Source organism: Trinickia sp. NRRL B-1857, assembly GCF_050470685.1.
Taxonomy (GTDB): Bacteria; Pseudomonadota; Gammaproteobacteria; order Burkholderiales; family Burkholderiaceae; genus Trinickia.
Map to the genome: position 1 here is coordinate 3,062,269 of NZ_JBFLUK010000001.1, position 19,803 is coordinate 3,082,071.

At 60.5% G+C, this 19,803-nt stretch carries 33 protein-coding genes; 31 read left to right on the forward strand and 2 right to left on the reverse strand.

The features are described from left to right. Window positions 1–80 precede the first annotated feature (80 nt). From rplC to dsbD, 30 genes are all read left to right on the forward strand, one after another. Window positions 81–740 (forward strand): 50S ribosomal protein L3, encoded by a 660-nt coding sequence (rplC, locus tag AB1286_RS13600; protein WP_430363768.1) that lies wholly within the window; start codon window positions 81–83, stop codon window positions 738–740. Beyond that, entirely contained in the window at window positions 740–1,360 is a 621-nt protein-coding gene (gene rplD, locus AB1286_RS13605; RefSeq protein WP_430363769.1) for a 50S ribosomal protein L4, read from the forward strand. Before rplC ends, rplD begins: the two co-directional genes overlap by 1 nt. Beyond that, complete coding sequence (gene rplW / locus AB1286_RS13610; protein WP_207005393.1) at window positions 1,357–1,671, forward strand: 50S ribosomal protein L23; 315 nt, start codon at window positions 1,357–1,359, stop codon at window positions 1,669–1,671. Before rplD ends, rplW begins: the two co-directional genes overlap by 4 nt. A 2-nt stretch (window positions 1,672–1,673) precedes the next feature. Continuing rightward, entirely contained in the window at window positions 1,674–2,501 is an 828-nt protein-coding gene (gene rplB / locus AB1286_RS13615) for a 50S ribosomal protein L2 (protein WP_430363770.1), read from the forward strand. A gap of 10 nt (window positions 2,502–2,511) precedes the next feature. Beyond that, window positions 2,512–2,787 carry a 30S ribosomal protein S19 gene (gene rpsS / locus AB1286_RS13620; RefSeq protein WP_004199273.1) on the forward strand — a complete coding sequence of 92 codons (276 nt, stop codon included), beginning with the start codon at window positions 2,512–2,514 and terminating at the stop codon, window positions 2,785–2,787. Between the two features lie 12 nt (window positions 2,788–2,799). Continuing rightward, window positions 2,800–3,129, forward strand: a complete 330-nt coding sequence (rplV, locus tag AB1286_RS13625; RefSeq protein ID WP_004199272.1) for a 50S ribosomal protein L22 — start codon at window positions 2,800–2,802, stop codon at window positions 3,127–3,129. Between the two features lie 11 nt (window positions 3,130–3,140). Beyond that, the gene (rpsC, locus tag AB1286_RS13630; RefSeq protein WP_430363771.1) at window positions 3,141–3,941 is read left to right on the forward strand and encodes a 30S ribosomal protein S3; all 801 of its coding nucleotides are present in this window, start codon (window positions 3,141–3,143) and stop codon (window positions 3,939–3,941) included. A 2-nt stretch (window positions 3,942–3,943) separates the two neighbouring features. Beyond that, window positions 3,944–4,360, forward strand: a complete 417-nt coding sequence (gene rplP, locus AB1286_RS13635; protein ID WP_102611091.1) for a 50S ribosomal protein L16 — start codon at window positions 3,944–3,946, stop codon at window positions 4,358–4,360. Between the two features lie 10 nt (window positions 4,361–4,370). Further along, complete coding sequence (rpmC, locus tag AB1286_RS13640; RefSeq protein WP_102645110.1) at window positions 4,371–4,565, forward strand: 50S ribosomal protein L29; 195 nt, start codon at window positions 4,371–4,373, stop codon at window positions 4,563–4,565. After that, entirely contained in the window at window positions 4,562–4,834 is a 273-nt protein-coding gene (rpsQ, locus tag AB1286_RS13645; RefSeq protein WP_102645111.1) for a 30S ribosomal protein S17, read from the forward strand. The genes rpmC and rpsQ overlap by 4 nt, the downstream gene beginning before the upstream one ends. 283 nt (window positions 4,835–5,117) lie before the next feature. Then, complete coding sequence (rplN, locus tag AB1286_RS13650; RefSeq protein ID WP_102645112.1) at window positions 5,118–5,486, forward strand: 50S ribosomal protein L14; 369 nt, start codon at window positions 5,118–5,120, stop codon at window positions 5,484–5,486. A gap of 9 nt (window positions 5,487–5,495) precedes the next feature. Beyond that, on the forward strand, window positions 5,496–5,804 hold the full coding sequence (rplX, locus tag AB1286_RS13655) for a 50S ribosomal protein L24 (protein WP_430363772.1): 309 nt from the start codon (window positions 5,496–5,498) through the stop codon (window positions 5,802–5,804). Between the two features lie 18 nt (window positions 5,805–5,822). Then, window positions 5,823–6,362, forward strand: a complete 540-nt coding sequence (gene rplE, locus AB1286_RS13660; RefSeq protein ID WP_430363773.1) for a 50S ribosomal protein L5 — start codon at window positions 5,823–5,825, stop codon at window positions 6,360–6,362. Window positions 6,363–6,369: 7 nt separating this feature from the next. Further along, entirely contained in the window at window positions 6,370–6,675 is a 306-nt protein-coding gene (rpsN, locus tag AB1286_RS13665; RefSeq protein WP_085228311.1) for a 30S ribosomal protein S14, read from the forward strand. 14 nt (window positions 6,676–6,689) lie between these two features. Continuing rightward, entirely contained in the window at window positions 6,690–7,085 is a 396-nt protein-coding gene (rpsH, locus tag AB1286_RS13670; RefSeq protein WP_430363774.1) for a 30S ribosomal protein S8, read from the forward strand. A gap of 21 nt (window positions 7,086–7,106) precedes the next feature. Beyond that, entirely contained in the window at window positions 7,107–7,637 is a 531-nt protein-coding gene (rplF, locus tag AB1286_RS13675) for a 50S ribosomal protein L6 (protein ID WP_430363775.1), read from the forward strand. 12 nt (window positions 7,638–7,649) lie between these two features. Beyond that, a complete protein-coding gene (gene rplR, locus AB1286_RS13680) occupies window positions 7,650–8,015 on the forward strand; it encodes a 50S ribosomal protein L18 (RefSeq protein WP_430363776.1) in 366 nt (121 codons plus the stop codon). Between the two features lie 15 nt (window positions 8,016–8,030). Then, window positions 8,031–8,549 (forward strand): 30S ribosomal protein S5, encoded by a 519-nt coding sequence (gene rpsE / locus AB1286_RS13685; RefSeq protein WP_430363777.1) that lies wholly within the window; start codon window positions 8,031–8,033, stop codon window positions 8,547–8,549. A 16-nt stretch (window positions 8,550–8,565) separates the two neighbouring features. Continuing rightward, window positions 8,566–8,748, forward strand: coding sequence for a 50S ribosomal protein L30 (gene rpmD / locus AB1286_RS13690; RefSeq protein WP_430363778.1), 183 nt, complete (start codon window positions 8,566–8,568; stop codon window positions 8,746–8,748). Window positions 8,749–8,777: 29 nt separating this feature from the next. After that, window positions 8,778–9,212, forward strand: a complete 435-nt coding sequence (rplO, locus tag AB1286_RS13695) for a 50S ribosomal protein L15 (RefSeq protein WP_102611082.1) — start codon at window positions 8,778–8,780, stop codon at window positions 9,210–9,212. 61 nt (window positions 9,213–9,273) lie between these two features. After that, window positions 9,274–10,623, forward strand: a complete 1,350-nt coding sequence (secY, locus tag AB1286_RS13700) for a preprotein translocase subunit SecY (RefSeq protein WP_102645120.1) — start codon at window positions 9,274–9,276, stop codon at window positions 10,621–10,623. 8 nt (window positions 10,624–10,631) lie between these two features. Continuing rightward, a complete protein-coding gene (infA, locus tag AB1286_RS13705; protein WP_004521905.1) occupies window positions 10,632–10,850 on the forward strand; it encodes a translation initiation factor IF-1 in 219 nt (72 codons plus the stop codon). 20 nt (window positions 10,851–10,870) lie between these two features. After that, window positions 10,871–10,987 (forward strand): 50S ribosomal protein L36, encoded by a 117-nt coding sequence (gene rpmJ / locus AB1286_RS13710; protein ID WP_004199844.1) that lies wholly within the window; start codon window positions 10,871–10,873, stop codon window positions 10,985–10,987. Window positions 10,988–11,028: 41 nt separating this feature from the next. Continuing rightward, entirely contained in the window at window positions 11,029–11,394 is a 366-nt protein-coding gene (gene rpsM / locus AB1286_RS13715) for a 30S ribosomal protein S13 (protein ID WP_430363779.1), read from the forward strand. A gap of 28 nt (window positions 11,395–11,422) precedes the next feature. Beyond that, a complete protein-coding gene (gene rpsK, locus AB1286_RS13720; RefSeq protein WP_006052224.1) occupies window positions 11,423–11,827 on the forward strand; it encodes a 30S ribosomal protein S11 in 405 nt (134 codons plus the stop codon). A 162-nt stretch (window positions 11,828–11,989) separates the two neighbouring features. Further along, window positions 11,990–12,613 (forward strand): 30S ribosomal protein S4, encoded by a 624-nt coding sequence (gene rpsD, locus AB1286_RS13725; RefSeq protein WP_430363780.1) that lies wholly within the window; start codon window positions 11,990–11,992, stop codon window positions 12,611–12,613. A gap of 124 nt (window positions 12,614–12,737) precedes the next feature. Then, on the forward strand, window positions 12,738–13,715 hold the full coding sequence (locus AB1286_RS13730; RefSeq protein ID WP_102645123.1) for a DNA-directed RNA polymerase subunit alpha: 978 nt from the start codon (window positions 12,738–12,740) through the stop codon (window positions 13,713–13,715). Window positions 13,716–13,877: 162 nt separating this feature from the next. Beyond that, window positions 13,878–14,273 carry a 50S ribosomal protein L17 gene (gene rplQ / locus AB1286_RS13735; protein WP_430363781.1) on the forward strand — a complete coding sequence of 132 codons (396 nt, stop codon included), beginning with the start codon at window positions 13,878–13,880 and terminating at the stop codon, window positions 14,271–14,273. Between the two features lie 212 nt (window positions 14,274–14,485). Continuing rightward, window positions 14,486–14,812: a divalent-cation tolerance protein CutA gene (cutA, locus tag AB1286_RS13740; RefSeq protein WP_430365060.1), complete on the forward strand. Its 327-nt coding sequence runs from the start codon at window positions 14,486–14,488 to the stop codon at window positions 14,810–14,812. Between the two features lie 37 nt (window positions 14,813–14,849). Next, on the forward strand, window positions 14,850–16,655 hold the full coding sequence (gene dsbD / locus AB1286_RS13745) for a protein-disulfide reductase DsbD (protein WP_430365061.1): 1,806 nt from the start codon (window positions 14,850–14,852) through the stop codon (window positions 16,653–16,655). A 109-nt stretch (window positions 16,656–16,764) separates the two neighbouring features. Here the strand turns inward: dsbD and hemB are convergent, their stop codons facing one another. Continuing rightward, complete coding sequence (gene hemB / locus AB1286_RS13750; protein WP_430363783.1) at window positions 16,765–17,763, reverse strand: porphobilinogen synthase; 999 nt, start codon at window positions 17,761–17,763, stop codon at window positions 16,765–16,767. A 302-nt stretch (window positions 17,764–18,065) separates the two neighbouring features. Then, window positions 18,066–18,722, reverse strand: a complete 657-nt coding sequence (gene yihA / locus AB1286_RS13755; RefSeq protein ID WP_430363784.1) for a ribosome biogenesis GTP-binding protein YihA/YsxC — start codon at window positions 18,720–18,722, stop codon at window positions 18,066–18,068. A 319-nt stretch (window positions 18,723–19,041) separates the two neighbouring features. Here yihA and AB1286_RS13760 point away from each other — a divergent pair, with 319 nt between their 5' ends. Beyond that, the gene (locus AB1286_RS13760; RefSeq protein ID WP_430363785.1) at window positions 19,042–19,701 is read left to right on the forward strand and encodes a c-type cytochrome; all 660 of its coding nucleotides are present in this window, start codon (window positions 19,042–19,044) and stop codon (window positions 19,699–19,701) included. The last annotated feature ends 102 nt before the right edge of the window (window positions 19,702–19,803 follow it).

The window sequence follows — 19,803 nt, forward strand, 5'->3', positions numbered from 1 at the left end:
GCACGTTGCGAAACGAGCCTCCTGGTACCGGCATTTTGTAAATTAGCCCCGGCCAATCGCAGTCGGGAATGGAGAAAACGATGAGCCTTGGACTCGTAGGTCGCAAGGTTGGCATGACCCGTATCTTCACGGCGGATGGGGACTCGATTCCCGTTACCGTGCTGGACGTGTCCGACAACCGCGTGGCGCAGATCAAGACCGTTGAAACGGATGGCTACACCGCCGTTCAGGTGGCATTCGGTACGCGCCGTCCCTCGCGCGTGACGAAGCCGCTGGCAGGTCACCTCGCCAAAGCCGGCGTACAAGCCGGTGAAATTCTCAAGGAATTCAAGATCGATGCCGCAAAGGCTGCCGAGCTGTCCGCCGGCGCCGTGATCGGTGTCGACCTGTTCGAAGTCGGCCAAAAGATTGACGTGCAAGGCGTGTCGATCGGTAAGGGCTACGCCGGCACGATCAAGCGCTACAACTTCAGCTCGGGCCGTGCCTCGCACGGTAACTCGCGTTCGCACAACGTCCCGGGTTCGATCGGTATGGCGCAAGATCCGGGTCGCGTGTTCCCCGGCAAGCGCATGACGGGTCACATGGGTGACGAGACCGTCACGGTGCAAAACCTCGAAATCGCTCGTATCGACGCCGATCGCAAGCTGCTGCTCGTTAAGGGTGCAGTGCCTGGCGCGAAGGGTGGCAAAGTTTTCGTGACGCCGGCAGTGAAGACGCGTGCCGCGAAAGGAGCGAAATAATGGAACTGAAGCTCCTCAATGCTAACGGTCAAGAAGGCGCAGGCGTCAACGCGTCGGACGTCGTGTTCGGCCGTGATTACAACGAAGCGCTGATTCACCAAGTCGTGGTGGCTTATCAAGCCAATGCCCGTAGCGGCAACCGCGCACAAAAGGATCGCGAGCAAGTCAAGCACACGACGAAGAAGCCGTGGCGTCAGAAGGGTACGGGCCGCGCTCGTGCCGGTATGTCGTCCAGCCCGTTGTGGCGTGGCGGTGGTCGGATTTTCCCGAACTCGCCCGAAGAGAACTTCTCGCACAAGGTCAACAAGAAGATGCATCGCGCAGGCCTCTGCTCGATCTTCTCGCAGCTCGCCCGTGAAGGCCGTCTGTCGGTTGTCGATGACATCGTTCTCGAAGCGCCGAAGACGAAGCTGTTGGCTGAAAAATTCAAGGCCATGGGCCTCGACTCCGTGCTGGTGATTACCGATACGGTCGACGAGAACCTGTACCTCGCGTCGCGCAACCTGGCCCATGTGGCCGTTGTCGAGCCGCGTTACGCCGATCCGTTGTCGCTGATCTACTTCAAGAAAGTGCTGATCACGAAGGCAGCGGTCGCCCAGATCGAGGAGTTGCTGTCATGAGCGAGATTCGCAAAAACGATCATCGTTTGATGCAGGTCCTGCTCGCGCCGGTGATCTCCGAAAAGGCGACGCTGGTGGCCGACAAGAACGAGCAGGTCGTGTTCGAAGTCGCCCCGGATGCGACGAAGCAGGAAGTGAAGGCCGCCGTTGAGCTGCTGTTCAAGGTGGAAGTCGATTCCGTCAACGTGCTGAACATGAAGGGCAAGGCAAAGCGCTTTGGCCGTTTCATGGGCAAGCGCAAGGACGTGAAGAAGGCGTACGTCTGCTTGAAGCCCGGCCAGGAAATCAACTTTGAAGCGGAGGCCAAGTAATCATGGCAATCGTGAAAGTTAAACCGACCTCGCCGGGTCGCCGCGCGATGGTCAAGGTGGTCAACAAGGATCTGCATAAGGGCAAGCCGCACGCAGCGCTGCTCGAGCCGCAGAGCAAGGCCGCCGGCCGTAACAACAACGGTCACGTCACCACGCGCCATCAAGGCGGTGGTCACAAGCAACACTATCGCGTCATCGATTTCCGTCGTACGAAGGACGGCATTCCGGCGAAGGTCGAGCGTCTCGAGTACGACCCGAACCGTAGCGCCAACATCGCGCTGGTGCTGTACGCAGACGGCGAACGTCGCTACATCATCGCGTCGAAGGGCATGACGGTCGGTCAAACGCTGATGTCGGGTTCCGAAGCGCCGATTCGCGCAGGCAACACGCTGCCGATCCGCAACATCCCGGTCGGTACGACGATCCACTGCATCGAGATGTTGCCGGGCAAGGGCGCGCAAATGGCGCGTTCGGCCGGTACGTCGGCCATGCTGCTGGCACGTGAAGGCACGTACGCGCAGGTTCGTCTGCGTTCGGGCGAAATCCGCCGCGTGCATATCGAGTGCCGCGCGACGATCGGCGAAGTGGGCAACGAAGAACACAGCCTGCGCCAAATCGGTAAGGCCGGTGCGAACCGCTGGCGCGGTATCCGCCCGACGGTGCGTGGTGTGGCGATGAACCCGGTCGATCACCCGCACGGTGGTGGTGAAGGCCGTACTGCTGCCGGTCGCCATCCGGTGAGCCCGTGGGGCCAGCAGACGAAGGGCTATCGCACCCGTCGCAACAAGCGCACGACGACGATGATCGTCCAGCGCCGTCACAAGCGTTAAGGAGTAGGCAATGGCACGTTCTGTTAAAAAAGGTCCGTTCTGCGACGCCCATTTGCTGAAGAAAGTTGAGGCGGCTGCAGCTTCGCGCGACAAAAAGCCGATCAAGACCTGGTCGCGTCGCTCGACGATCCTCCCGGATTTCATCGGCCTGACGATCGCCGTTCACAACGGCCGTCAACACGTTCCGGTGTACATCTCGGAAAACATGGTCGGCCACAAGCTTGGCGAGTTCGCATTGACCCGTACGTTCAAGGGTCACGCGGCCGACAAGAAGGCCAAGAAATAAGGGGCTATCAAGATGGAAGTGAAAGCAATTCATCGCGGTGCCCGCATCTCGGCGCAGAAAACGCGCCTTGTGGCTGACCAGATCCGCGGTTTGCCGGTCGACAAGGCGCTGAACGTCCTGACGTTCTCGCCGAAGAAAGCGGCTGGCATCGTGAAGAAGGTCGTGCTGTCGGCGATCGCGAATGCGGAGCACAACGAGGGCGCCGACATCGACGAGCTCAAGATCAAGAGCATCTATGTCGACAAGGCTGCCTCGCTGAAGCGGTTCACCGCGCGCGCTAAGGGCCGCGGCAACCGCATCGAGAAGCAATCCTGTCACATCACTGTGACGGTCGGGAATTAAGGGGTCATACGATGGGACAGAAAATTCATCCGACTGGCTTCCGTCTGGCCGTCAGCCGCAATTGGGCTTCGCGTTGGTACGCAAGCAACAACAATTTCGCGGCGATGCTCCAGGAAGACATCGGTGTTCGTGAATACCTGAAGAAGAAGCTGAAGAACGCTTCGGTCGGCCGCGTCGTTATCGAGCGTCCGGCGAAAAACGCGCGCATCACGATTTACAGCTCGCGTCCTGGTGTCGTGATCGGCAAGAAGGGCGAGGACATCGAACTCCTGAAGTCCGAGTTGCAAAAGCGCATGGGCGTGCCCGTGCACGTGAACATCGAGGAAATCCGCAAGCCGGAAACCGATGCGCAACTGATCGCCGATTCGATCACGCAACAGCTCGAGCGCCGGATCATGTTCCGCCGCGCGATGAAGCGTGCAATGCAAAACGCGATGCGTCTGGGCGCGCAAGGCATCAAGATCATGAGCGCCGGCCGTTTGAACGGTATCGAGATCGCACGTACGGAGTGGTATCGCGAAGGTCGCGTGCCCCTTCACACGCTGCGTGCCGATATTGACTACGCAACGTCGGAAGCGAAGACGACGTACGGCATCATCGGCGTGAAGGTGTGGGTCTACAAGGGCGACACGCTGGGCCGCAACGATGCGCCGGTCGTCGAAGAAGCGCCGGAAGAAAAGCGTCCGCGCCGCAACGCGCGCCCGGGCGATCGCCGTCCCCGTCGCGACGGTGAAGGTGGTGCGCCCGCAGGTGCTCGCCGTGGTGCACCGCGTCGCGGTGGCGCCGGCGGTGACGGCAAGACTGGAGAATAACGATGCTGCAACCGAAACGCAGGAAGTATCGCAAAGAGCAGAAGGGTCGTAACACCGGTATCGCGACGCGCGGCAACGCAGTGTCGTTCGGTGAATTCGGCCTGAAGGCTATCGGTCGCGGCCGTTTGACCGCGCGTCAAATCGAAGCGGCGCGTCGTGCAATGACGCGTCACATCAAGCGCGGTGGCCGCATCTGGATTCGCATTTTCCCGGACAAGCCGATCTCGCAAAAGCCGGCTGAAGTGCGGATGGGTAACGGTAAGGGTAATCCCGAGTACTACGTCGCCGAGATCCAGCCGGGCAAGATGCTGTACGAAATGGATGGCGTATCCGAAGAACTGGCACGTGAAGCGTTCCGTCTGGCAGCTGCTAAGCTGCCGCTGAAGACGACGTTCATCGTTCGTCAGCTCGGCGCTTAAGGAGCAAACGATGAAGGCGTCTGAACTTCACCAAAAAGACACGGCCGCGCTCAACAAAGAGCTGACGGACCTGTTGAAAGCGCAATTCGGCCTGCGCATGCAACTCGCGACGCAGCAGCTCACGAACACGAGCCAGCTGAAGAAGGTTCGTCGCGACATCGCTCGTGTGCGGACCGTCCTGACTGAGAAGGCGAACCAGAAATGAACGATAGCGTAAAAACCTCGCTCAAGCGGACGCTGATCGGCAAGGTCGTCAGCAACAAGATGGACAAGACGGTTACCGTGCTCGTCGAGCATCGCGTGAAGCACCCGATCTACGGCAAGTACGTCGTACGTTCGAAGAAGTACCACGCGCATGACGACGCGAACACGTACAACGAGGGCGACCTCGTCGAAATCCAGGAAACGCGTCCGATCTCGAAGACGAAAGCCTGGACCGTGTCCCGCCTTGTCGAAGCTGCGCGTGTGATCTAACTGCGTAGCGTAGTAGAAGTCGTTGAAATCGCTGTAGATTTCGCTTGCAAGACCGAGGTTATTTGATATAATCTCGGTCTTCCCTCTTTATGGGATCCGTTTCGGAGCATCATAGAGGGGAAGCGGAAGGGCGCCAGCTCGCTCCGTAGGAATCACTCGATTGCGATGGCGGTTTCGTTGCCGTCGCTGCTGTTCTAACCCAAGCAGCCGATTGGCTGACGGGACCAAGACTGACCGGCTGAACCATGGTGGTGCAGGCGGATTAAGTTGGGAAAGATAAACCATGATCCAGACCGAATCTCGGCTTGAAGTGGCCGACAACACGGGTGCACGTGAAGTCATGTGCATCAAGGTGCTCGGCGGCTCGAAGCGTCGTTATGCCAACATCGGCGACATCATCAAGGTGAGCGTCAAAGAGGCAACGCCGCGCGGGCGCGTGAAGAAAGGCGAAATCTACAACGCCGTGGTGGTTCGCACCGCCAAGGGCGTTCGTCGCCAAGACGGCTCGCTGATCAAGTTCGACGGCAATGCAGCCGTCTTGTTGAATACCAAGCTCGAGCCCATCGGCACCCGCATCTTCGGGCCGGTCACGCGTGAGTTGCGTAGCGAACGGTTCATGAAGATCGTTTCGCTCGCGCCGGAAGTGCTGTAAGGAGTCGCGATGAATAAGATTCGCAAGGGTGACGAAGTCGTCGTCATCACCGGCAAGGATAAGGGCAAGCGTGGTGTGGTGCTGGCCGTCGGTGAAGATCGAGTGACGGTGGAAGGCATCAACCTCGTTAAGAAGCACGTCAAGCCGAACCCGATGAAGGGTACGACGGGTGGCGTGGAAGCGAAGACGATGCCGCTGCACATTTCGAACGTCGCGGTCGTCGACGCGAACGGCAAAGCCTCGCGTGTGGGCATTAAGGTCGAGGACGGCAAGAAGGTGCGCTTCCTGAAGACGACCGGTGCCGTGCTGAGCGCCTGACGCTGCGGAGTATAAAAAATGGCTCGTTTGCAAGAGTTTTACAAAGAGAAGGTCGTTCCTGGCCTTATCGAGAAGTTTGGCTACAAGTCGGTCATGGAAGTGCCGCGCATCACCAAGATCACCCTGAACATGGGTCTTGGCGAAGCCGTCGCTGACAAGAAGATCATCGAAAACGCCGTGGGCGATCTGACGAAGATCGCGGGTCAAAAGCCGGTCGTGACGAAGGCTCGCAAGGCAATCGCGGGCTTCAAGATCCGTCAAGGCTACCCGATCGGTGCGATGGTCACGCTGCGTGGTCAAGCGATGTACGAATTCCTGGATCGTTTCGTGACGGTGGCTTTGCCGCGCGTGCGTGACTTCCGTGGTGTGTCGGGTCGGGCGTTCGACGGTCGCGGCAACTACAACATCGGTGTGAAAGAGCAGATCATTTTCCCCGAAATCGACTACGACAAAATCGACGCGCTGCGTGGGCTGAACATCAGCATCACGACGACCGCGAAGAGCGACGAAGAAGCCAAGGCACTGCTCGCCAGCTTCAAGTTCCCGTTCAGAAACTGAGGTTACCGTGGCTAAACTGGCACTGATCGAACGTGAAAAGAAGCGCGCCCGCCTGGCGGCGAAGTTCGCCCCGAAGCGTGAAGCGCTGAAGGCGATCATCGACGACCAATCGAAGTCGGAAGAAGAGCGCTATGCAGCTCGCCTCGAGCTGCAACAACTGCCCCGTAACGCAAACCCGACCCGCAAGCGTAACCGCTGTGCAATCACGGGTCGTCCGCGTGGCACGTTCCGCAAGTTCGGACTTGCGCGTAACAAGATTCGCGAAATCGCATTCCGCGGCGAGATCCCCGGCCTGACCAAGGCGAGCTGGTAATAGGAGAAACATAAATGAGCATGAGTGATCCTATCGCCGATATGCTGACTCGCATCCGCAACGCGCAGATGGTCGAGAAGGTTACGGTGGCGATGCCCTCGTCCAAGGTCAAGGTTGCGATTGCGCAGGTCCTGAAGGATGAAGGTTATATCGACGACTTCGCAGTGAAGTCGGAAGGCGCGAAGTCGGAATTGAACATCGCGTTGAAGTACTACGCTGGCCGTCCGGTCATCGAGCGCCTCGAGCGCGTTTCGAAGCCGGGTCTGCGCGTGTACCGCGGTCGCAACGACATCCCGCAGGTCATGAATGGCCTCGGCGTCGCGATCGTTTCGACGCCCAAGGGTGTGATGACCGACCGCAAGGCCCGCGCCAATGGCGTCGGCGGCGAAGTCATCTGCTACGTCGCTTAACGCCGAAAGAGGAGAAGAAACATGTCTCGAGTAGGTAAAAGCCCGGTCGCGCTTTCCGGCGCCGAAGTGAAGGTCGATGGCGGCCTGATCACGGTGAAGGGCTCGCTCGGCACGATTTCGCAGCCGCTGAACAAGCTGGTGAACATCGTTGTCGACGGTGCCGTCCTGAAGTTCGAGCCGGTAGACGAAAGCCGCGAAGCGAATGCGATGTCGGGCACGATGCGCGCGATCGTCGCGAACATGGTGCACGGCGCGACGAAGGGTTTCGAGCGCAAGCTCACCCTCGTCGGCGTGGGTTATCGTGCGCAAGCGCAAGGCGACAAGCTGAACCTGTCGCTGGGTTTCTCGCACCCTGTGGTGCACCAGATGCCGGAAGGCGTGAAGGCTGAAACCCCGTCGCAAACGGAAATCGTGATCAAGGGGATCGACAAGCAGAAAGTCGGCCAAGTCGCTGCCGAAGTGCGCGGCTATCGCCCGCCTGAGCCCTATAAGGGCAAGGGTGTGCGCTACGCCGACGAGGTGGTGATCCTCAAAGAAACGAAGAAGAAGTAAGGGTGCGCAAACATGGATAAGACTCAATCTCGCCTGCGCCGCGCTCGTCAGACGCGTATCAAGATCGCCGAATTGCAGGTCGCGCGCCTTGCTGTGCATCGCACGAACACGCATATCTATGCACAAGTGTTCTCGCCCTGCGGCACCAAGGTGCTCGCCAGCGCGTCGACGCTCGAACCTGAAGTGCGTGCGCAACTGGCCGACCAATCGGGCAAGGGTGGCAACATCGCTGCCGCCACGCTGATCGGCAAGCGTATCGCTGAAAAAGCCAAGGCTGCCGGCGTCGAATCCGTCGCCTTCGATCGCTCGGGCTTTCGCTACCACGGCCGCGTGAAAGCGCTGGCCGATGCGGCGCGCGAAGCCGGGCTCAAGTTCTAAGGGAAGGAATTCGTCATGGCAAAGATGCAAGCGAAAGTTCAGGCTGACGAACGCGACGACGGCCTTCGCGAAAAAATGATCTCGGTCAACCGCGTGACCAAGGTGGTGAAGGGTGGCCGGATTCTCGGCTTCGCCGCACTCACCGTGGTTGGCGATGGTGACGGCCGCGTCGGCATGGGCAAGGGCAAAGCGAAGGAAGTGCCCGTTGCCGTGCAAAAGGCAATGGAACAAGCCCGCCGCAACATGTTCAAGGTGCCGCTCAAGAACGGTACGTTGCAGCACGAAGTGCACGGCAAGCATGGCGCGTCGGTTGTTATGCTGGCTCCGGCTAAGGACGGTACCGGCGTGATCGCCGGCGGCCCGATGCGCGCGGTGTTCGACGTGATGGGCGTGCAAAACGTCGTTGCGAAGAGCCACGGTTCGACGAACCCGTACAACCTCGTGCGTGCCACGCTCGACGGTCTGCGCAAGCAGTCGACGCCCGGCGACATCGCAGCGAAGCGCGGCAAGTCGGTCGAAGAAATTTTGGGCTAATGCCTAGGTGGTCACCATGTCTGATAAAACTGTCAAGGTTCAGCTCGTCAAGAGCCTGATTGGGACCCGCGAATCGCACCGTGCCACGGTGCGTGGCCTGGGCCTGCGCCGACTCAACTCGGTCAGCGAACTGCAAGACACGCCTGCCGTGCGCGGCATGATCAACAAGGTTTCGTACCTTGTTAAGGTCGTCGGCTAATCGCGGACCAGGGACTCGAGGAGTTGAATATGGAATTGAACAATCTGAAGCCCGCCGCGGGCGCCAAGCACGCTAAGCGTCGCGTCGGCCGCGGTATCGGCTCCGGCCTCGGTAAGACCGCCGGCCGTGGTCACAAGGGTCAGAAATCGCGTTCGGGCGGCTTTCACAAGGTCGGCTTCGAAGGCGGTCAAATGCCGCTGCAACGTCGCCTGCCGAAGCGCGGCTTCACGTCGCTGACGAAGGAATTCGTCGGTGAAGTGCGCCTGGGCGACCTGCAAGCCCTGCCCGTCGACGAAATCGACTTGCTCGCTTTGAAGCAAGCCGGCCTCGTCGGTGAACTGACGAAGAGCGCTAAGATCATCGCCACCGGCGAAATCTCGCGCAAGATCGTCGTGAAGGGCCTGGGTGCGACGAAGGGTGCTCGCGCCGCGATTGAAGCGGCCGGCGGCTCGTTCGCCGAGTAATTGGCTTTCGATCGCGTGAAAAGCCGATTGCCGTCAATGGCATTTGCATCGGAGAAGGTACTTGGCTAACAGCCCGAGTCTCGCAAAAACCGGTCGAAGCACGGCGAAGTTCGGCGATCTGCGCCGGCGGGCAATGTTCTTGCTCCTGGCGCTGATCGTCTATCGCATCGGCGCGCATATTCCGGTGCCGGGGATTGACCCGGATCAGTTGGCGAAGCTGTTTCAGAGCCAGTCGGGCGGCATCCTGGGCATGTTCAACATGTTCTCGGGTGGTGCGCTGTCGCGGTTCACGATTTTCGCGTTGGGGATCATGCCGTACATCTCCTCGTCGATCATCATGCAACTGCTCGCGATCGTGTCGCCTCAGCTCGAAGCGCTGAAGAAAGAAGGCCAGGCAGGGCAGCGCAAGATCACGCAGTACACGCGGATCTTCACTGTGGTGCTGGCGACGTTCCAAGCGTTCGGTATCGCCGTGGCGCTCGAGAACCAGCCGGGTCTCGTGATCGATCCGGGCATGGTGTTTCGCTTGACGACGGTCGTGACGCTCGTGACGGGCACGATGTTCCTGATGTGGCTCGGTGAGCAGATCACGGAACGCGGTCTCGGTAACGGGATTTCGATCATCATCTTCGGCGGCATCGCAGCGGGCTTTCCGAATGCGGTGGGCGGGCTCGTCTCGCTCGTGCAGTCGGGTTCGATGCACCCGTTCACGGCGATTGTCGTGGTGGCGTTGATCGGTGCCGTGACCTATCTCGTGGTGTTTATCGAGCGTGGTCAGCGCAAGATTCTCGTGAACTACGCGAAGCGCCAGGTCGGTAACAAGATTTACGGCGGGCAGTCGTCGCATTTGCCGCTCAAGCTGAACATGTCGGGCGTGATTCCGCCGATCTTCGCATCGTCGATCATCCTGTTCCCGGCAACGATCCTGAATTGGTTCAGCTCGGGCACGCGCGGCAGCTGGCTCACCGATACGCTGCACAACGTCGCCGAAGCGCTCAAGCCCGGTCAGCCTGTGTACGTATTGCTGTACGCGTTGGCGATCGTGTTCTTCTGCTTCTTCTACACCGCGCTGGTGTTCAACAGCAGAGAGACGGCCGACAACTTGAAGAAGAGCGGCGCGTTCGTTCCGGGTATCCGTCCGGGCGATCAGACCGCACGGTATATCGACCGCATCCTCACGCGTCTGACGCTGGCCGGTGCGATCTACATCGTGTTCGTCTGCTTGCTGCCTGAGTTCCTGGTGCTGCGCTGGAACGTACCGTTTTATTTTGGTGGAACGTCGCTGCTGATCATTGTTGTCGTCACGATGGACTTCATGGCGCAGGTGCAGTCGTACGTTATGTCGCAACAGTATGAGTCGTTGCTCAAGAAGGCTAACTTCAAGGGCGGCGGCAACATCCCGATGCGTTGAAAGGACTTATGGCCAAAGACGATGTAATCCAGATGCAGGGCGAGGTCATCGAAAACCTGCCCAATGCTACCTTCCGGGTGAAGCTGGAAAACGGTCATGTCGTGTTGGGGCATATTTCCGGGAAGATGCGGATGCACTACATCCGTATTCTTCCGGGCGACAAGGTGACGGTTGAGTTGACGCCTTACGATCTGTCGCGTGCGCGGATCGTGTTCCGGGCGAAGTGATTTGAAAAAAGGGTAATATCATGAAAGTGATGGCATCGGTTAAGCGCATTTGCCGCAATTGCAAGATCATCAAGCGCAAAGGTGTCGTGCGCGTGATTTGCAGCTCTGATCCGCGCCACAAACAGCGCCAAGGCTGAACGCCGCGCTTTTGCTTGCGCTTTTTGTTTGAGGAAAAACAATGGCTCGTATTGCAGGGGTGAACATCCCGAACCACCAGCACACCGTGATCGGCCTGACGGCGATCTACGGGATCGGCCGCACGCGTTCGCAAAAAATTTGCGAAACGACTGGCGTCGCAGTGAACAAGAAGGTCAAGGACCTGACGGACGCTGATCTCGAAAAGCTGCGTGAAGAAGTCGGCAAGTTTGTCGTCGAAGGCGATCTGCGCCGTGAAGTGACGATGAACATCAAGCGTCTGATGGACCTCGGTTGCTACCGTGGCGTCCGTCACCGCAAGGGTCTGCCCCTGCGTGGCCAACGTACGCGCACGAACGCCCGTACGCGCAAGGGTCCGCGCCGCGCTGCCCAATCGCTGAAGAAATAAGCGCGACTGACAGTTACAGGAAAACGTAATGGCTAAGGCTTCGAACAACTCCGCGGCGCAACGCGTTCGCAAGAAGGTCAAGAAGAACGTCGCCGAGGGCGTGGTTCACGTTCACGCGTCGTTCAACAACACCATCATCACGATCACCGATCGTCAAGGCAATGCTCTTGCCTGGGCAACGTCGGGCGGCCAAGGCTTCAAGGGTTCGCGCAAATCGACGCCGTTCGCGGCGCAGGTTGCGGCTGAATCGGCTGGTCGCGTGGCGATGGAATACGGCGTCAAGAACCTCGAAGTGCGGATCAAGGGCCCCGGCCCCGGCCGCGAATCGGCGGTGCGCGCCCTGCATGGTCTTGGCATCAAGATCACGGCGATCTCCGACGTTACGCCCGTTCCGCACAACGGCTGCCGTCCGCCGAAGCGCCGTCGTATCTAAGACGCGCGCCTGTACGACGCCTGTTGGCGCTCACCAGCGCCAACAGGCTATTTGCGCATTGTTTGCGCGTAGTTCGTTTGACTAAGCCCACCGTTCGCCCCCGCACCGGGAGCGGACTAGCGCAGACGCAAGTTTGCGTGACTAAACCAGAAGGAAAGCAAAGTGGCACGCTATACCGGCCCTAAAGCCAAGTTGTCTCGCCGTGAAGGCACTGACCTGTTCCTGAAGAGCGCGCGCCGCTCGCTCGCCGACAAGTGCAAGCTCGATAGCAAGCCGGGCCAGCACGGCCGCACGTCGGGCGCTCGTACGTCTGACTACGGCACGCAGCTTCGCGAGAAGCAAAAAGTGAAGCGCATCTACGGTGTGCTCGAGCGCCAATTCCGCCGTTACTTCGCCGAAGCCGACCGCCGCAAGGGCAACACGGGTGAAAACCTGCTGCAATTGCTCGAGTCGCGTCTCGACAACGTCGTCTATCGCATGGGCTTCGGCTCGACGCGCGCTGAAGCACGTCAGCTCGTGAGCCACAAGGCGATCACGGTGAACGGCGTCGTCTCGAACATCCCGTCGTTGCAAGTGAAGGCAGGCGACGTCGTGGCCATTCGCGAGCAAGCCAAGAAGCAAGCCCGTATTCTCGAAGCGCTCTCGCTTGCCGAGCAAAGCGGCATTGCGAGCTGGGTTGCGGTCGATGCGAAGAAATTCGAAGGTACGTTCAAGCAGATGCCGGAACGTAGCGATATCGCCGGCGACATCAACGAAAGCCTGATCGTCGAATTGTATTCGCGCTAATCGGATTTACGGCCGGGGTACCTCGATTGCCTTGCGCAAGGGGGAGCCTCGGCTGTTTATTTTCAGGGTGTTACCGGTCAGCCTTATCGGTGTAACGAGCCGAGGGTATTGAAAAGGAAAACCTATGCAAACCAGTTTGTTGAAGCCCAAAATCATCGCTGTGGAATCGCTGGGCGAGAGCCACGCGAAAGTGGTCATGGAACCGTTCGAACGCGGTTACGGCCACACGTTGGGCAACGCGCTTCGGCGCGTGCTGCTGTCGTCGATGGTCGGCTATGCGCCGACGGAAGTCACGATCGCAGGCGTTGTGCACGAGTACTCGACGATCGACGGCGTGCAAGAAGACGTCGTCAACCTGCTCCTCAATATGAAGGGCATCGTCTTCAAGCTCCATAACCGTGACGAAGTGACGGTTACGCTGCGCAAGGAAGGCGAAGGCGTTGTGACGGCTCGCGACATCGAGCTGCCGCACGATTGCGAAGTGATCAATCCCGATCACGTTGTGGCCCATCTGTCGAAGGGCGGCAAGCTCGACGTGCAAATCAAGGTCGAGAAGGGTCGTGGCTATGTGCCCGGCAACGTTCGCCGCTACGGCGAAGAAACGGCCAAGATCATCGGCCGTATCGTGCTGGACGCGTCGTTCTCGCCGGTTCGCCGCGTGAGCTACGCCGTGGAAAGCGCACGTGTCGAGCAGCGTACCGACCTCGATAAGCTCGTGATGAACATCGAAACCAACGGCGTGATTTCGCCCGAGGAAGCGATTCGTCAGTCGGCTCGTATCCTCGTCGACCAGCTCGCCGTGTTCGCGGCGCTGGAAGGCACGGAAGCAGCCGCGGAAGCTCCGTCGCGCGCGCCGCAGATCGATCCGATCCTGCTGCGTCCGGTGGACGATCTCGAGTTGACGGTGCGTTCGGCCAACTGCTTGAAGGCCGAGAACATCTACTACATCGGCGATCTGATCCAACGCACGGAAAACGAGCTGCTCAAGACGCCGAATCTGGGCCGCAAGTCGCTGAACGAGATCAAGGAAGTACTCGCTTCGCGCGGTTTGACGCTCGGCATGAAGCTCGAAAACTGGCCGCCGGCTGGTCTCGACAAGTAATGCAGCGGGGCGCTTGCGCCCCAACGGTCTGGCAAGGACGCGGATTTTCCTTTAAAATCCGCGTCTTGTCTTTTTTCTTACCGGCCCGTGTCCTCATCGCTCGCAACGTGCGAACAAGGACGATAGAAGAGCTGGACCAAAACTTCGAATCAAGGAACTGAAATGCGTCACCGTCATGGTCTGCGGAAACTGAACCGCACGAGCAGCCACCGTCTGGCAATGCTCCGTAACATGTCCAACTCGCTGATCGAGCACGAAGTCATCAAGACGACGCTGCCGAAGGCGAAGGAACTCCGTAAAGTTGTCGAGCCCCTCATCACGCTCGGCAAGAAGCCGTCGCTCGCGAACCGTCGTCTGGCGTTCAACCGTCTGCGCGATCGCGATTCCGTTGCCAAGCTGTTCGACGTGCTCGGTCCGCGTTTCGCGAACCGTCCGGGTGGCTACCTGCGTATCCTGAAGTTCGGTTTCCGCGTGGGCGACAATGCTCCGATGGCGCTGGTCGAACTGCTCGATCGCCCGGAACCGGTGGAAGCCGAGGAAGTGCAAGACGCGGAATAAGTGCTTGGGCAGGCCTGTGAGGTCCGCCCCAGTGTTATTCGGCACAAAGGGTCAAGCGCGAGCTTGGCCCTTTTTGTTTGCGCCGCCCGGGCGCATGGCGTCGCGCGACAATATGGCGCGGGCCCCGGGGGCGGGGGGCTCAGGAGGGAGAAATCGCCGGCGGTGATACGATAGCGGCGTGTTGGATCGCATCAAGGAAAGACGCCGTGCCCCTGCCCGTGGTTCTCGTGCTCACGACCGTGCCCGATGAGGAATCGGCGGAAAAGCTCGCGCAAGGCGCGCTCGACGCACGCCTTGCCGCGTGCGTGACCGAACTCGGCAAGGTGCGCTCGCGTTATCGCTGGAAGGGCGCGGTGGAAACTGCGCAAGAGATCCAATTGCTGTTCAAAACGACCGTCGCGCGCGCGCTCGAACTCGAGCGATACATTGCGGCCCACCACCCTTACGAAACCCCGGAGCTGCTTGCTTGGCAGGCCAACGCATCGAATGCGTACGGGCAGTGGGTGGACACCGAAACACAACGACCAACCCATGTCTAAGCCGCTTCCCAATTTCTCCCGCGTGCTTGCACGTGTCATGATGCTTTTCATCGCGTGTGCCGCGCTTGGGACGGGGCTCGTGCGTGTTGCGCATGCGGACGACTTTCTCGATCCGTCGGTGGCGTTCCGCTTCAGCGCGGACGAACGGCCGAAGGAAGTCGACGTGCATTTTAAAGTCGCCGACGGCTATTACCTCTATCGCGAGCGCTTCCAGTTCGCGGTGAAAAACGGGACCGCCACGCTCGGCGCCGCGCAGCTGCCGCAGGGGCACGTCAAGTTCGATCCGACGTTTCAAAAGAACGTCGAGACGTACCGCGGCGACTTGACGATTCCCGTGCCGGTTCGATCGGCATCGGGCCCGTTCGATCTCGTCGTGACCTCGCAGGGATGCGCCGACGCCGGTATCTGCTATCCGCCCGCCGAACACGTCTATCACGTCGAAGGGGCTGCGTTGAGCGTCGCGGGCGATGCCGAGCAGGCGGGTGGCGCGTCGACACAGCGCGCCTCCTGGTACGAACGGGCGACCAGTGCCGATTACGCGCAGTCGTTGTTGCAGGGCGGCAGCTTCGCCGCCACGGTCGGCCTGTATTTCTTGGCGGGCCTCGTCTTGAGCCTGCTGCCATGCTCCTATCCGATGATCCCGATCGTGTCGGCGATTATCATCGGCCAAGGGACGCAAGTCACCCGTGCGCGCGGCTTCGCACTGTCGCTCGCCTATGTCGTCGGGATGTCGCTCGTCTATACGGCGCTCGGGATCGCAGCCGCCCTCGTCGGGCAATCGCTCGGCGCGTGGCTGCAAAATCCCTGGGTCCTCGGCGTATTCGCGGTGTTGCTCACCGCATTCGCGCTGACGCTGATCGCCGGCGTCGATCTCGTGCTGCCGCAGCGCTGGCAAGACGGCGTCTCGCAGGCGTCGAGCCGCCGCAGCGGGGGCACGTTCGCAGCCGTCGCGGTCATGGGCGCATTGTCGGCCCTCGTCGTCGGGGCTTGCATGACCGCGCCGCTTTTCGCCGTGCTCGCCTTTATCGCGCATACCGGCAATGCGCTGCTCGGCGGTACCGCACTGTTTTCGATGGGGCTGGGGCTCGGCGTCCCGTTGCTCATCATCGGTTTGGGCGCGGGAACATTGTTGCCGCGCGCCGGCGCCTGGATGGACGGCGTGAAGGTCTTTTTCGGCGTGGTGCTGCTCGCCGCGGCGCTTTGGATCGTATGGCCCGTGTTGTCTTCGACGGCGCAGATGCTGCTCGCCGCGCTGTGGCTCTTGATCGCGGCAGCGGCGTTGGGGCTGTTCACGCCGAATGCCGGGGGCCCCTCCGTCTGGCGCCGTCTGGGGCGCGGTCTCGGCGCTGGACTTGCGATCTGGGCGGCGGCCTTGCTCGTGGGGCTCGCCGCGGGGTCGGGCGATCCGGTGCGCCCGCTCGAAGTGCTTGCCGCTCGCGGGACAGGTGCAGCCGGAGCGCCGGCCGCTGCGACACGGTCGGAAGCGGCATTCGCGCCGGTTCAATCCAGTGCCAAGCTCGACGTGGTGCTCAAGACAGATGCGCGGCCCGCGATGCTCGATTTTTATGCGGACTGGTGCGTGAGCTGCAAGGAGATGGAGCGCTTCACTTTCACCGACAAGCGCGTGCAGGCACGACTCGCGGCGTTACAGTTGCTGCGGGCGGACGTGACGGCAAACAATGCCGACGATCAGGTCTTGCTCAAACGCTTCGATTTGTTCGGTCCGCCGGGGATCATCTTCTTCGACCGGACGGGGAAGGAAGTGCTGCGCGTCGTCGGTTATGAGTCGGCCGATACCTTCCTGCGTAGTTTGGATCGCGTCGCGCCCGCGTTGCAGTCGTGATGCAAAGGGCGCCTGGCGCGCCCGTTATCGAGCTATCGATCCGTCTCGACGAAGCCCCTGCGGCCCATACTTGCGGCCGCGAGGGATCGTTCCGAGGACTCCCGAGCCGTTATTTCTGTGCCCGCAGAAGGCGGGCCGCATCGAGCGCGAAGTAGGTGAGCACGCCATCCGCACCCGCCCGTTTGAACGCGAGCAGCGACTCCATCATCACTTTGTCGTGATCGAGCCAGCCGTTCTGTGCAGCGGCCTTGAGCATCGCGTATTCGCCGCTCACTTGATAGACGTAGGTCGGAAAGCGGAACTCGTCCTTCACGCGTCGCACGATATCGAGGTACGGCATGCCGGGCTTGACCATGACCATGTCGGCGCCCTCGTCGATATCGAGGCGCACTTCGCGCAGCGCTTCGTCCGAGTTCGCGGGATCCATCTGGTAGGTCATCTTGTTGCTCTTGCCCAGATTCGTTGCCGAACCCACGGCATCGCGGAACGGGCCGTAGAACGCCGAGGCGTACTTGGCCGCATACGCCATGATGCGCGTGTAGATATGGCCTTCGCTCTCGAGCATTTCGCGCAGCGCGCCGATCCGGCCGTCCATCATGTCCGACGGCGCGACGATATCGACGCCGGCCTCGGCCTGAGCACGCGCTTGCTCGACGAGGATTTCGACCGTTTCGTCGTTCATCACGTAGCCGGCTTCGTCGAGTACCCCGTCTTGCCCGTGGCTCGTATAGGGATCGAGCGCGACGTCGGTCAACACACCGAGGTCGGGAAACCGTTTTTTCAACTCGCGCACCGCACGCGGAATCAATCCTTCCGGGTTCGCCGCTTCGCGGCCGTCCGGAGTTTTCAGCGCGGGCTCGATCGCGGGAAAGAGCGAGAGCACCGGCACGCCCAGTTCGACGCATTGCTCGGCGACGCCCATCAGCAGATCGACCGACACGCGCTCGACGCCCGGCATCGACGCAACGGGTTGGCGGACGTTGTCGCCGTCGACGATGAACACGGGGTAGATGAGATCGTTCGTCGTCAGCGTGTTTTCACGCATGAGACGGCGAGAGAAATCGTCACGACGCATGCGGCGAGGGCGGTGATGCGGATAGAAGCTCATAGGGGGCGAAGTCGCTATCGGGTGAGGAAGAGAGCCGGTCCGGCCGGCACAAAAACTTTTGCAAACAATGGTATATGATAGCGATCGAGCGAAGCCCGTGCCTTCAAACGAACGCATGGCGTGGATCTCCCCGCTTCTCCTCCCTGAGCGGGTGCCTGTCGTTTTTTCGATTAGGCTGTTCAACCCGCCGACATTCGGCGGGTTTTTTTATGGCGATTCTGCGTAGTTTCGATTGATCGCCGCCGCGACCCCATGTCGCATGAGTTGCATGCACGGAACGCGCTCGTATCCCCCGCGATACGTTACTTCGCGACGCCGCCGTCCGTTTTGCCCGCATCGCCGGCGAGCCAGCCTTCAAGGCGGACATGCGCTTCGTCCAACCCGATGCGTTTCAGGGCGGAGAACAATTGCGCCGACAGCTCCCCGGTAAAACCGGCGGCTCGATATTCGGCGAAGCCCTTTTCCGTCGCGCGCAGCGCATTCACGCTCTCTTGGCGCGTCAGTTTGTCGCACTTGGTCAGTAGCGTATGGATCGGCTTACCGGTCGGGGCGAACCACTCGATCATGCGCCGGTCGAGTTCCGTCAACGGGCGGCGCGAATCCATCATGAGCACCATCCCGCGAAGCTGGGCGCGGCTTTGCAGGTAGGACGACAGCAGCGCTTCCCAGTGCGCCTTCGCCGCGCCCGGGACTTCCGCGTAGCCGTAGCCGGGCAGATCGACGAGGTAGCCGGCAGGCTCGTCCTCGGGCCCGACGCTGAAGTAATTGATATGCTGCGTGCGGCCTGGCGTTTTACTCGCGAAAGCGAGCCGCTTTTGGTTGCACAAAATGTTGATGGCCGTCGATTTGCCCGCGTTCGAGCGGCCCGCGAAGGCGATCTCGGGCTGGACCGTGGCAGGCAGGTCGCGCAGGTGATTGACGGTCGTGTAGAAACGAGCTTGGTGCAACAAGAAGGCCATGGCGAAACGGGAAGGAGAGTGCGGGAATGCGCCAAAGTCATGGCGCGGACGAGGCGGGGGGGCTTGCCCGACTGGCGTCTTGGCGAATAGCGAGTTATTGTACAATACGACGGTTTACTGGAGACCGATCGAAGTGTTTGTCAAGCGCTTCGTCACTTTTAGCCGTGCGACTTTTGGCGGTAATCGGTTGCTGTCGTTTTTGCATTAACCTCTCGGGAAACCACCAGGCCGCTTGGTGATCCCGCCGTCCGCGAGGACGACGTCCGGATTCGGGCGCTGGAGGACACTCTATTCTCACAAGACGAAACCGGGTGTGCGAATGAATCGACTGTGCAAGTCTTTGAAGGTGCTTGAAGTCGTAGCAGCAGCGGGTTTGTTAAGTTTGGCGGCACAAACGAAAGCGGCGGATTCTCCGAAGCCGGATGTCAATCGAGGTCAAGCGATCGCCACGCAGGTGTGCGCCGCTTGCCATGGGGCGGACGGCAACAGTGCGACCGGATCGTTTCCTAAATTGGCGGGGCAGCAGCAAGCTTACATCGTCAAGCAGTTGAAAGATTTCAAAGTGCAACCGGGTGCGAAAGCGGCCGCGCGCAAGAACGACATCATGGCCGGTATGGCGGGCGCGCTCTCCGACCAGGACATGATTAACGTGGCCGCGTATTTCGCGAGCCAAACGCCGAAGCCGGGATTCGCGCACGATCCGGCCACGGTGCAGGAAGGGCAGAAAATTTATCGTGGCGGCATCGCCGAGAAGAACGTGCCGGCATGCGCGGCCTGCCATGGGCCGACAGGCATGGGTATTCCCGTGCAGTATCCGCGCTTGTCGTGGCAGTGGGCCGATTACACGGTTACGCAGCTCCATGCGTTCCAACAGGGCGCCGGTGCGCGTAACAACAGCGATGTGATGCACGGCATCGCCGGGCGTCTCTCGGACAACGAGATCAAGGCAGTTGCCGACTACATCGCCGGCCTGCACTGAGCACCACCGGTAAAGAACGGTTAGCCGGGTTTTCCGGCGAGAAGAAGAAGGGTGGGAGCGCCACCGCCGCAGGCGTTGGCCCTCACCCTTTTTTGCTGTAAT

Bases quoted from the DNA above. Each gene is read 5' to 3' on its own strand.
- rplC (WP_430363768.1), top strand. From the start codon at position 81: ATGAGCCTTGGACTCGTAGGTCGCAAGGTTGGCATGACCCGTATCTTC.
- rplD (WP_430363769.1), top strand. From the start codon at position 740: ATGGAACTGAAGCTCCTCAATGCTAACGGTCAAGAAGGCGCAGGCGTC.
- rplW (WP_207005393.1), top strand. From the start codon at position 1,357: ATGAGCGAGATTCGCAAAAACGATCATCGTTTGATGCAGGTCCTGCTC.
- rplB (WP_430363770.1), top strand. From the start codon at position 1,674: ATGGCAATCGTGAAAGTTAAACCGACCTCGCCGGGTCGCCGCGCGATG.
- rpsS (WP_004199273.1), top strand. From the start codon at position 2,512: ATGGCACGTTCTGTTAAAAAAGGTCCGTTCTGCGACGCCCATTTGCTG.
- rplV (WP_004199272.1), top strand. From the start codon at position 2,800: ATGGAAGTGAAAGCAATTCATCGCGGTGCCCGCATCTCGGCGCAGAAA.
- rpsC (WP_430363771.1), top strand. From the start codon at position 3,141: ATGGGACAGAAAATTCATCCGACTGGCTTCCGTCTGGCCGTCAGCCGC.
- rplP (WP_102611091.1), top strand. From the start codon at position 3,944: ATGCTGCAACCGAAACGCAGGAAGTATCGCAAAGAGCAGAAGGGTCGT.
- rpmC (WP_102645110.1), top strand. From the start codon at position 4,371: ATGAAGGCGTCTGAACTTCACCAAAAAGACACGGCCGCGCTCAACAAA.
- rpsQ (WP_102645111.1), top strand. From the start codon at position 4,562: ATGAACGATAGCGTAAAAACCTCGCTCAAGCGGACGCTGATCGGCAAG.
- rplN (WP_102645112.1), top strand. From the start codon at position 5,118: ATGATCCAGACCGAATCTCGGCTTGAAGTGGCCGACAACACGGGTGCA.
- rplX (WP_430363772.1), top strand. From the start codon at position 5,496: ATGAATAAGATTCGCAAGGGTGACGAAGTCGTCGTCATCACCGGCAAG.
- rplE (WP_430363773.1), top strand. From the start codon at position 5,823: ATGGCTCGTTTGCAAGAGTTTTACAAAGAGAAGGTCGTTCCTGGCCTT.
- rpsH (WP_430363774.1), top strand. From the start codon at position 6,690: ATGAGCATGAGTGATCCTATCGCCGATATGCTGACTCGCATCCGCAAC.
- rplF (WP_430363775.1), top strand. From the start codon at position 7,107: ATGTCTCGAGTAGGTAAAAGCCCGGTCGCGCTTTCCGGCGCCGAAGTG.
- rplR (WP_430363776.1), top strand. From the start codon at position 7,650: ATGGATAAGACTCAATCTCGCCTGCGCCGCGCTCGTCAGACGCGTATC.
- rpsE (WP_430363777.1), top strand. From the start codon at position 8,031: ATGGCAAAGATGCAAGCGAAAGTTCAGGCTGACGAACGCGACGACGGC.
- rpmD (WP_430363778.1), top strand. From the start codon at position 8,566: ATGTCTGATAAAACTGTCAAGGTTCAGCTCGTCAAGAGCCTGATTGGG.
- rplO (WP_102611082.1), top strand. From the start codon at position 8,778: ATGGAATTGAACAATCTGAAGCCCGCCGCGGGCGCCAAGCACGCTAAG.
- infA (WP_004521905.1), top strand. From the start codon at position 10,632: ATGGCCAAAGACGATGTAATCCAGATGCAGGGCGAGGTCATCGAAAAC.
- rpmJ (WP_004199844.1), top strand. From the start codon at position 10,871: ATGAAAGTGATGGCATCGGTTAAGCGCATTTGCCGCAATTGCAAGATC.
- rpsM (WP_430363779.1), top strand. From the start codon at position 11,029: ATGGCTCGTATTGCAGGGGTGAACATCCCGAACCACCAGCACACCGTG.
- rpsK (WP_006052224.1), top strand. From the start codon at position 11,423: ATGGCTAAGGCTTCGAACAACTCCGCGGCGCAACGCGTTCGCAAGAAG.
- AB1286_RS13730 (WP_102645123.1), top strand. From the start codon at position 12,738: ATGCAAACCAGTTTGTTGAAGCCCAAAATCATCGCTGTGGAATCGCTG.
- rplQ (WP_430363781.1), top strand. From the start codon at position 13,878: ATGCGTCACCGTCATGGTCTGCGGAAACTGAACCGCACGAGCAGCCAC.
- dsbD (WP_430365061.1), top strand. From the start codon at position 14,850: ATGATGCTTTTCATCGCGTGTGCCGCGCTTGGGACGGGGCTCGTGCGT.
- hemB (WP_430363783.1), bottom strand. From the start codon at position 17,763: ATGAGCTTCTATCCGCATCACCGCCCTCGCCGCATGCGTCGTGACGAT.
- yihA (WP_430363784.1), bottom strand. From the start codon at position 18,722: ATGGCCTTCTTGTTGCACCAAGCTCGTTTCTACACGACCGTCAATCAC.
- AB1286_RS13760 (WP_430363785.1), top strand. From the start codon at position 19,042: ATGAATCGACTGTGCAAGTCTTTGAAGGTGCTTGAAGTCGTAGCAGCA.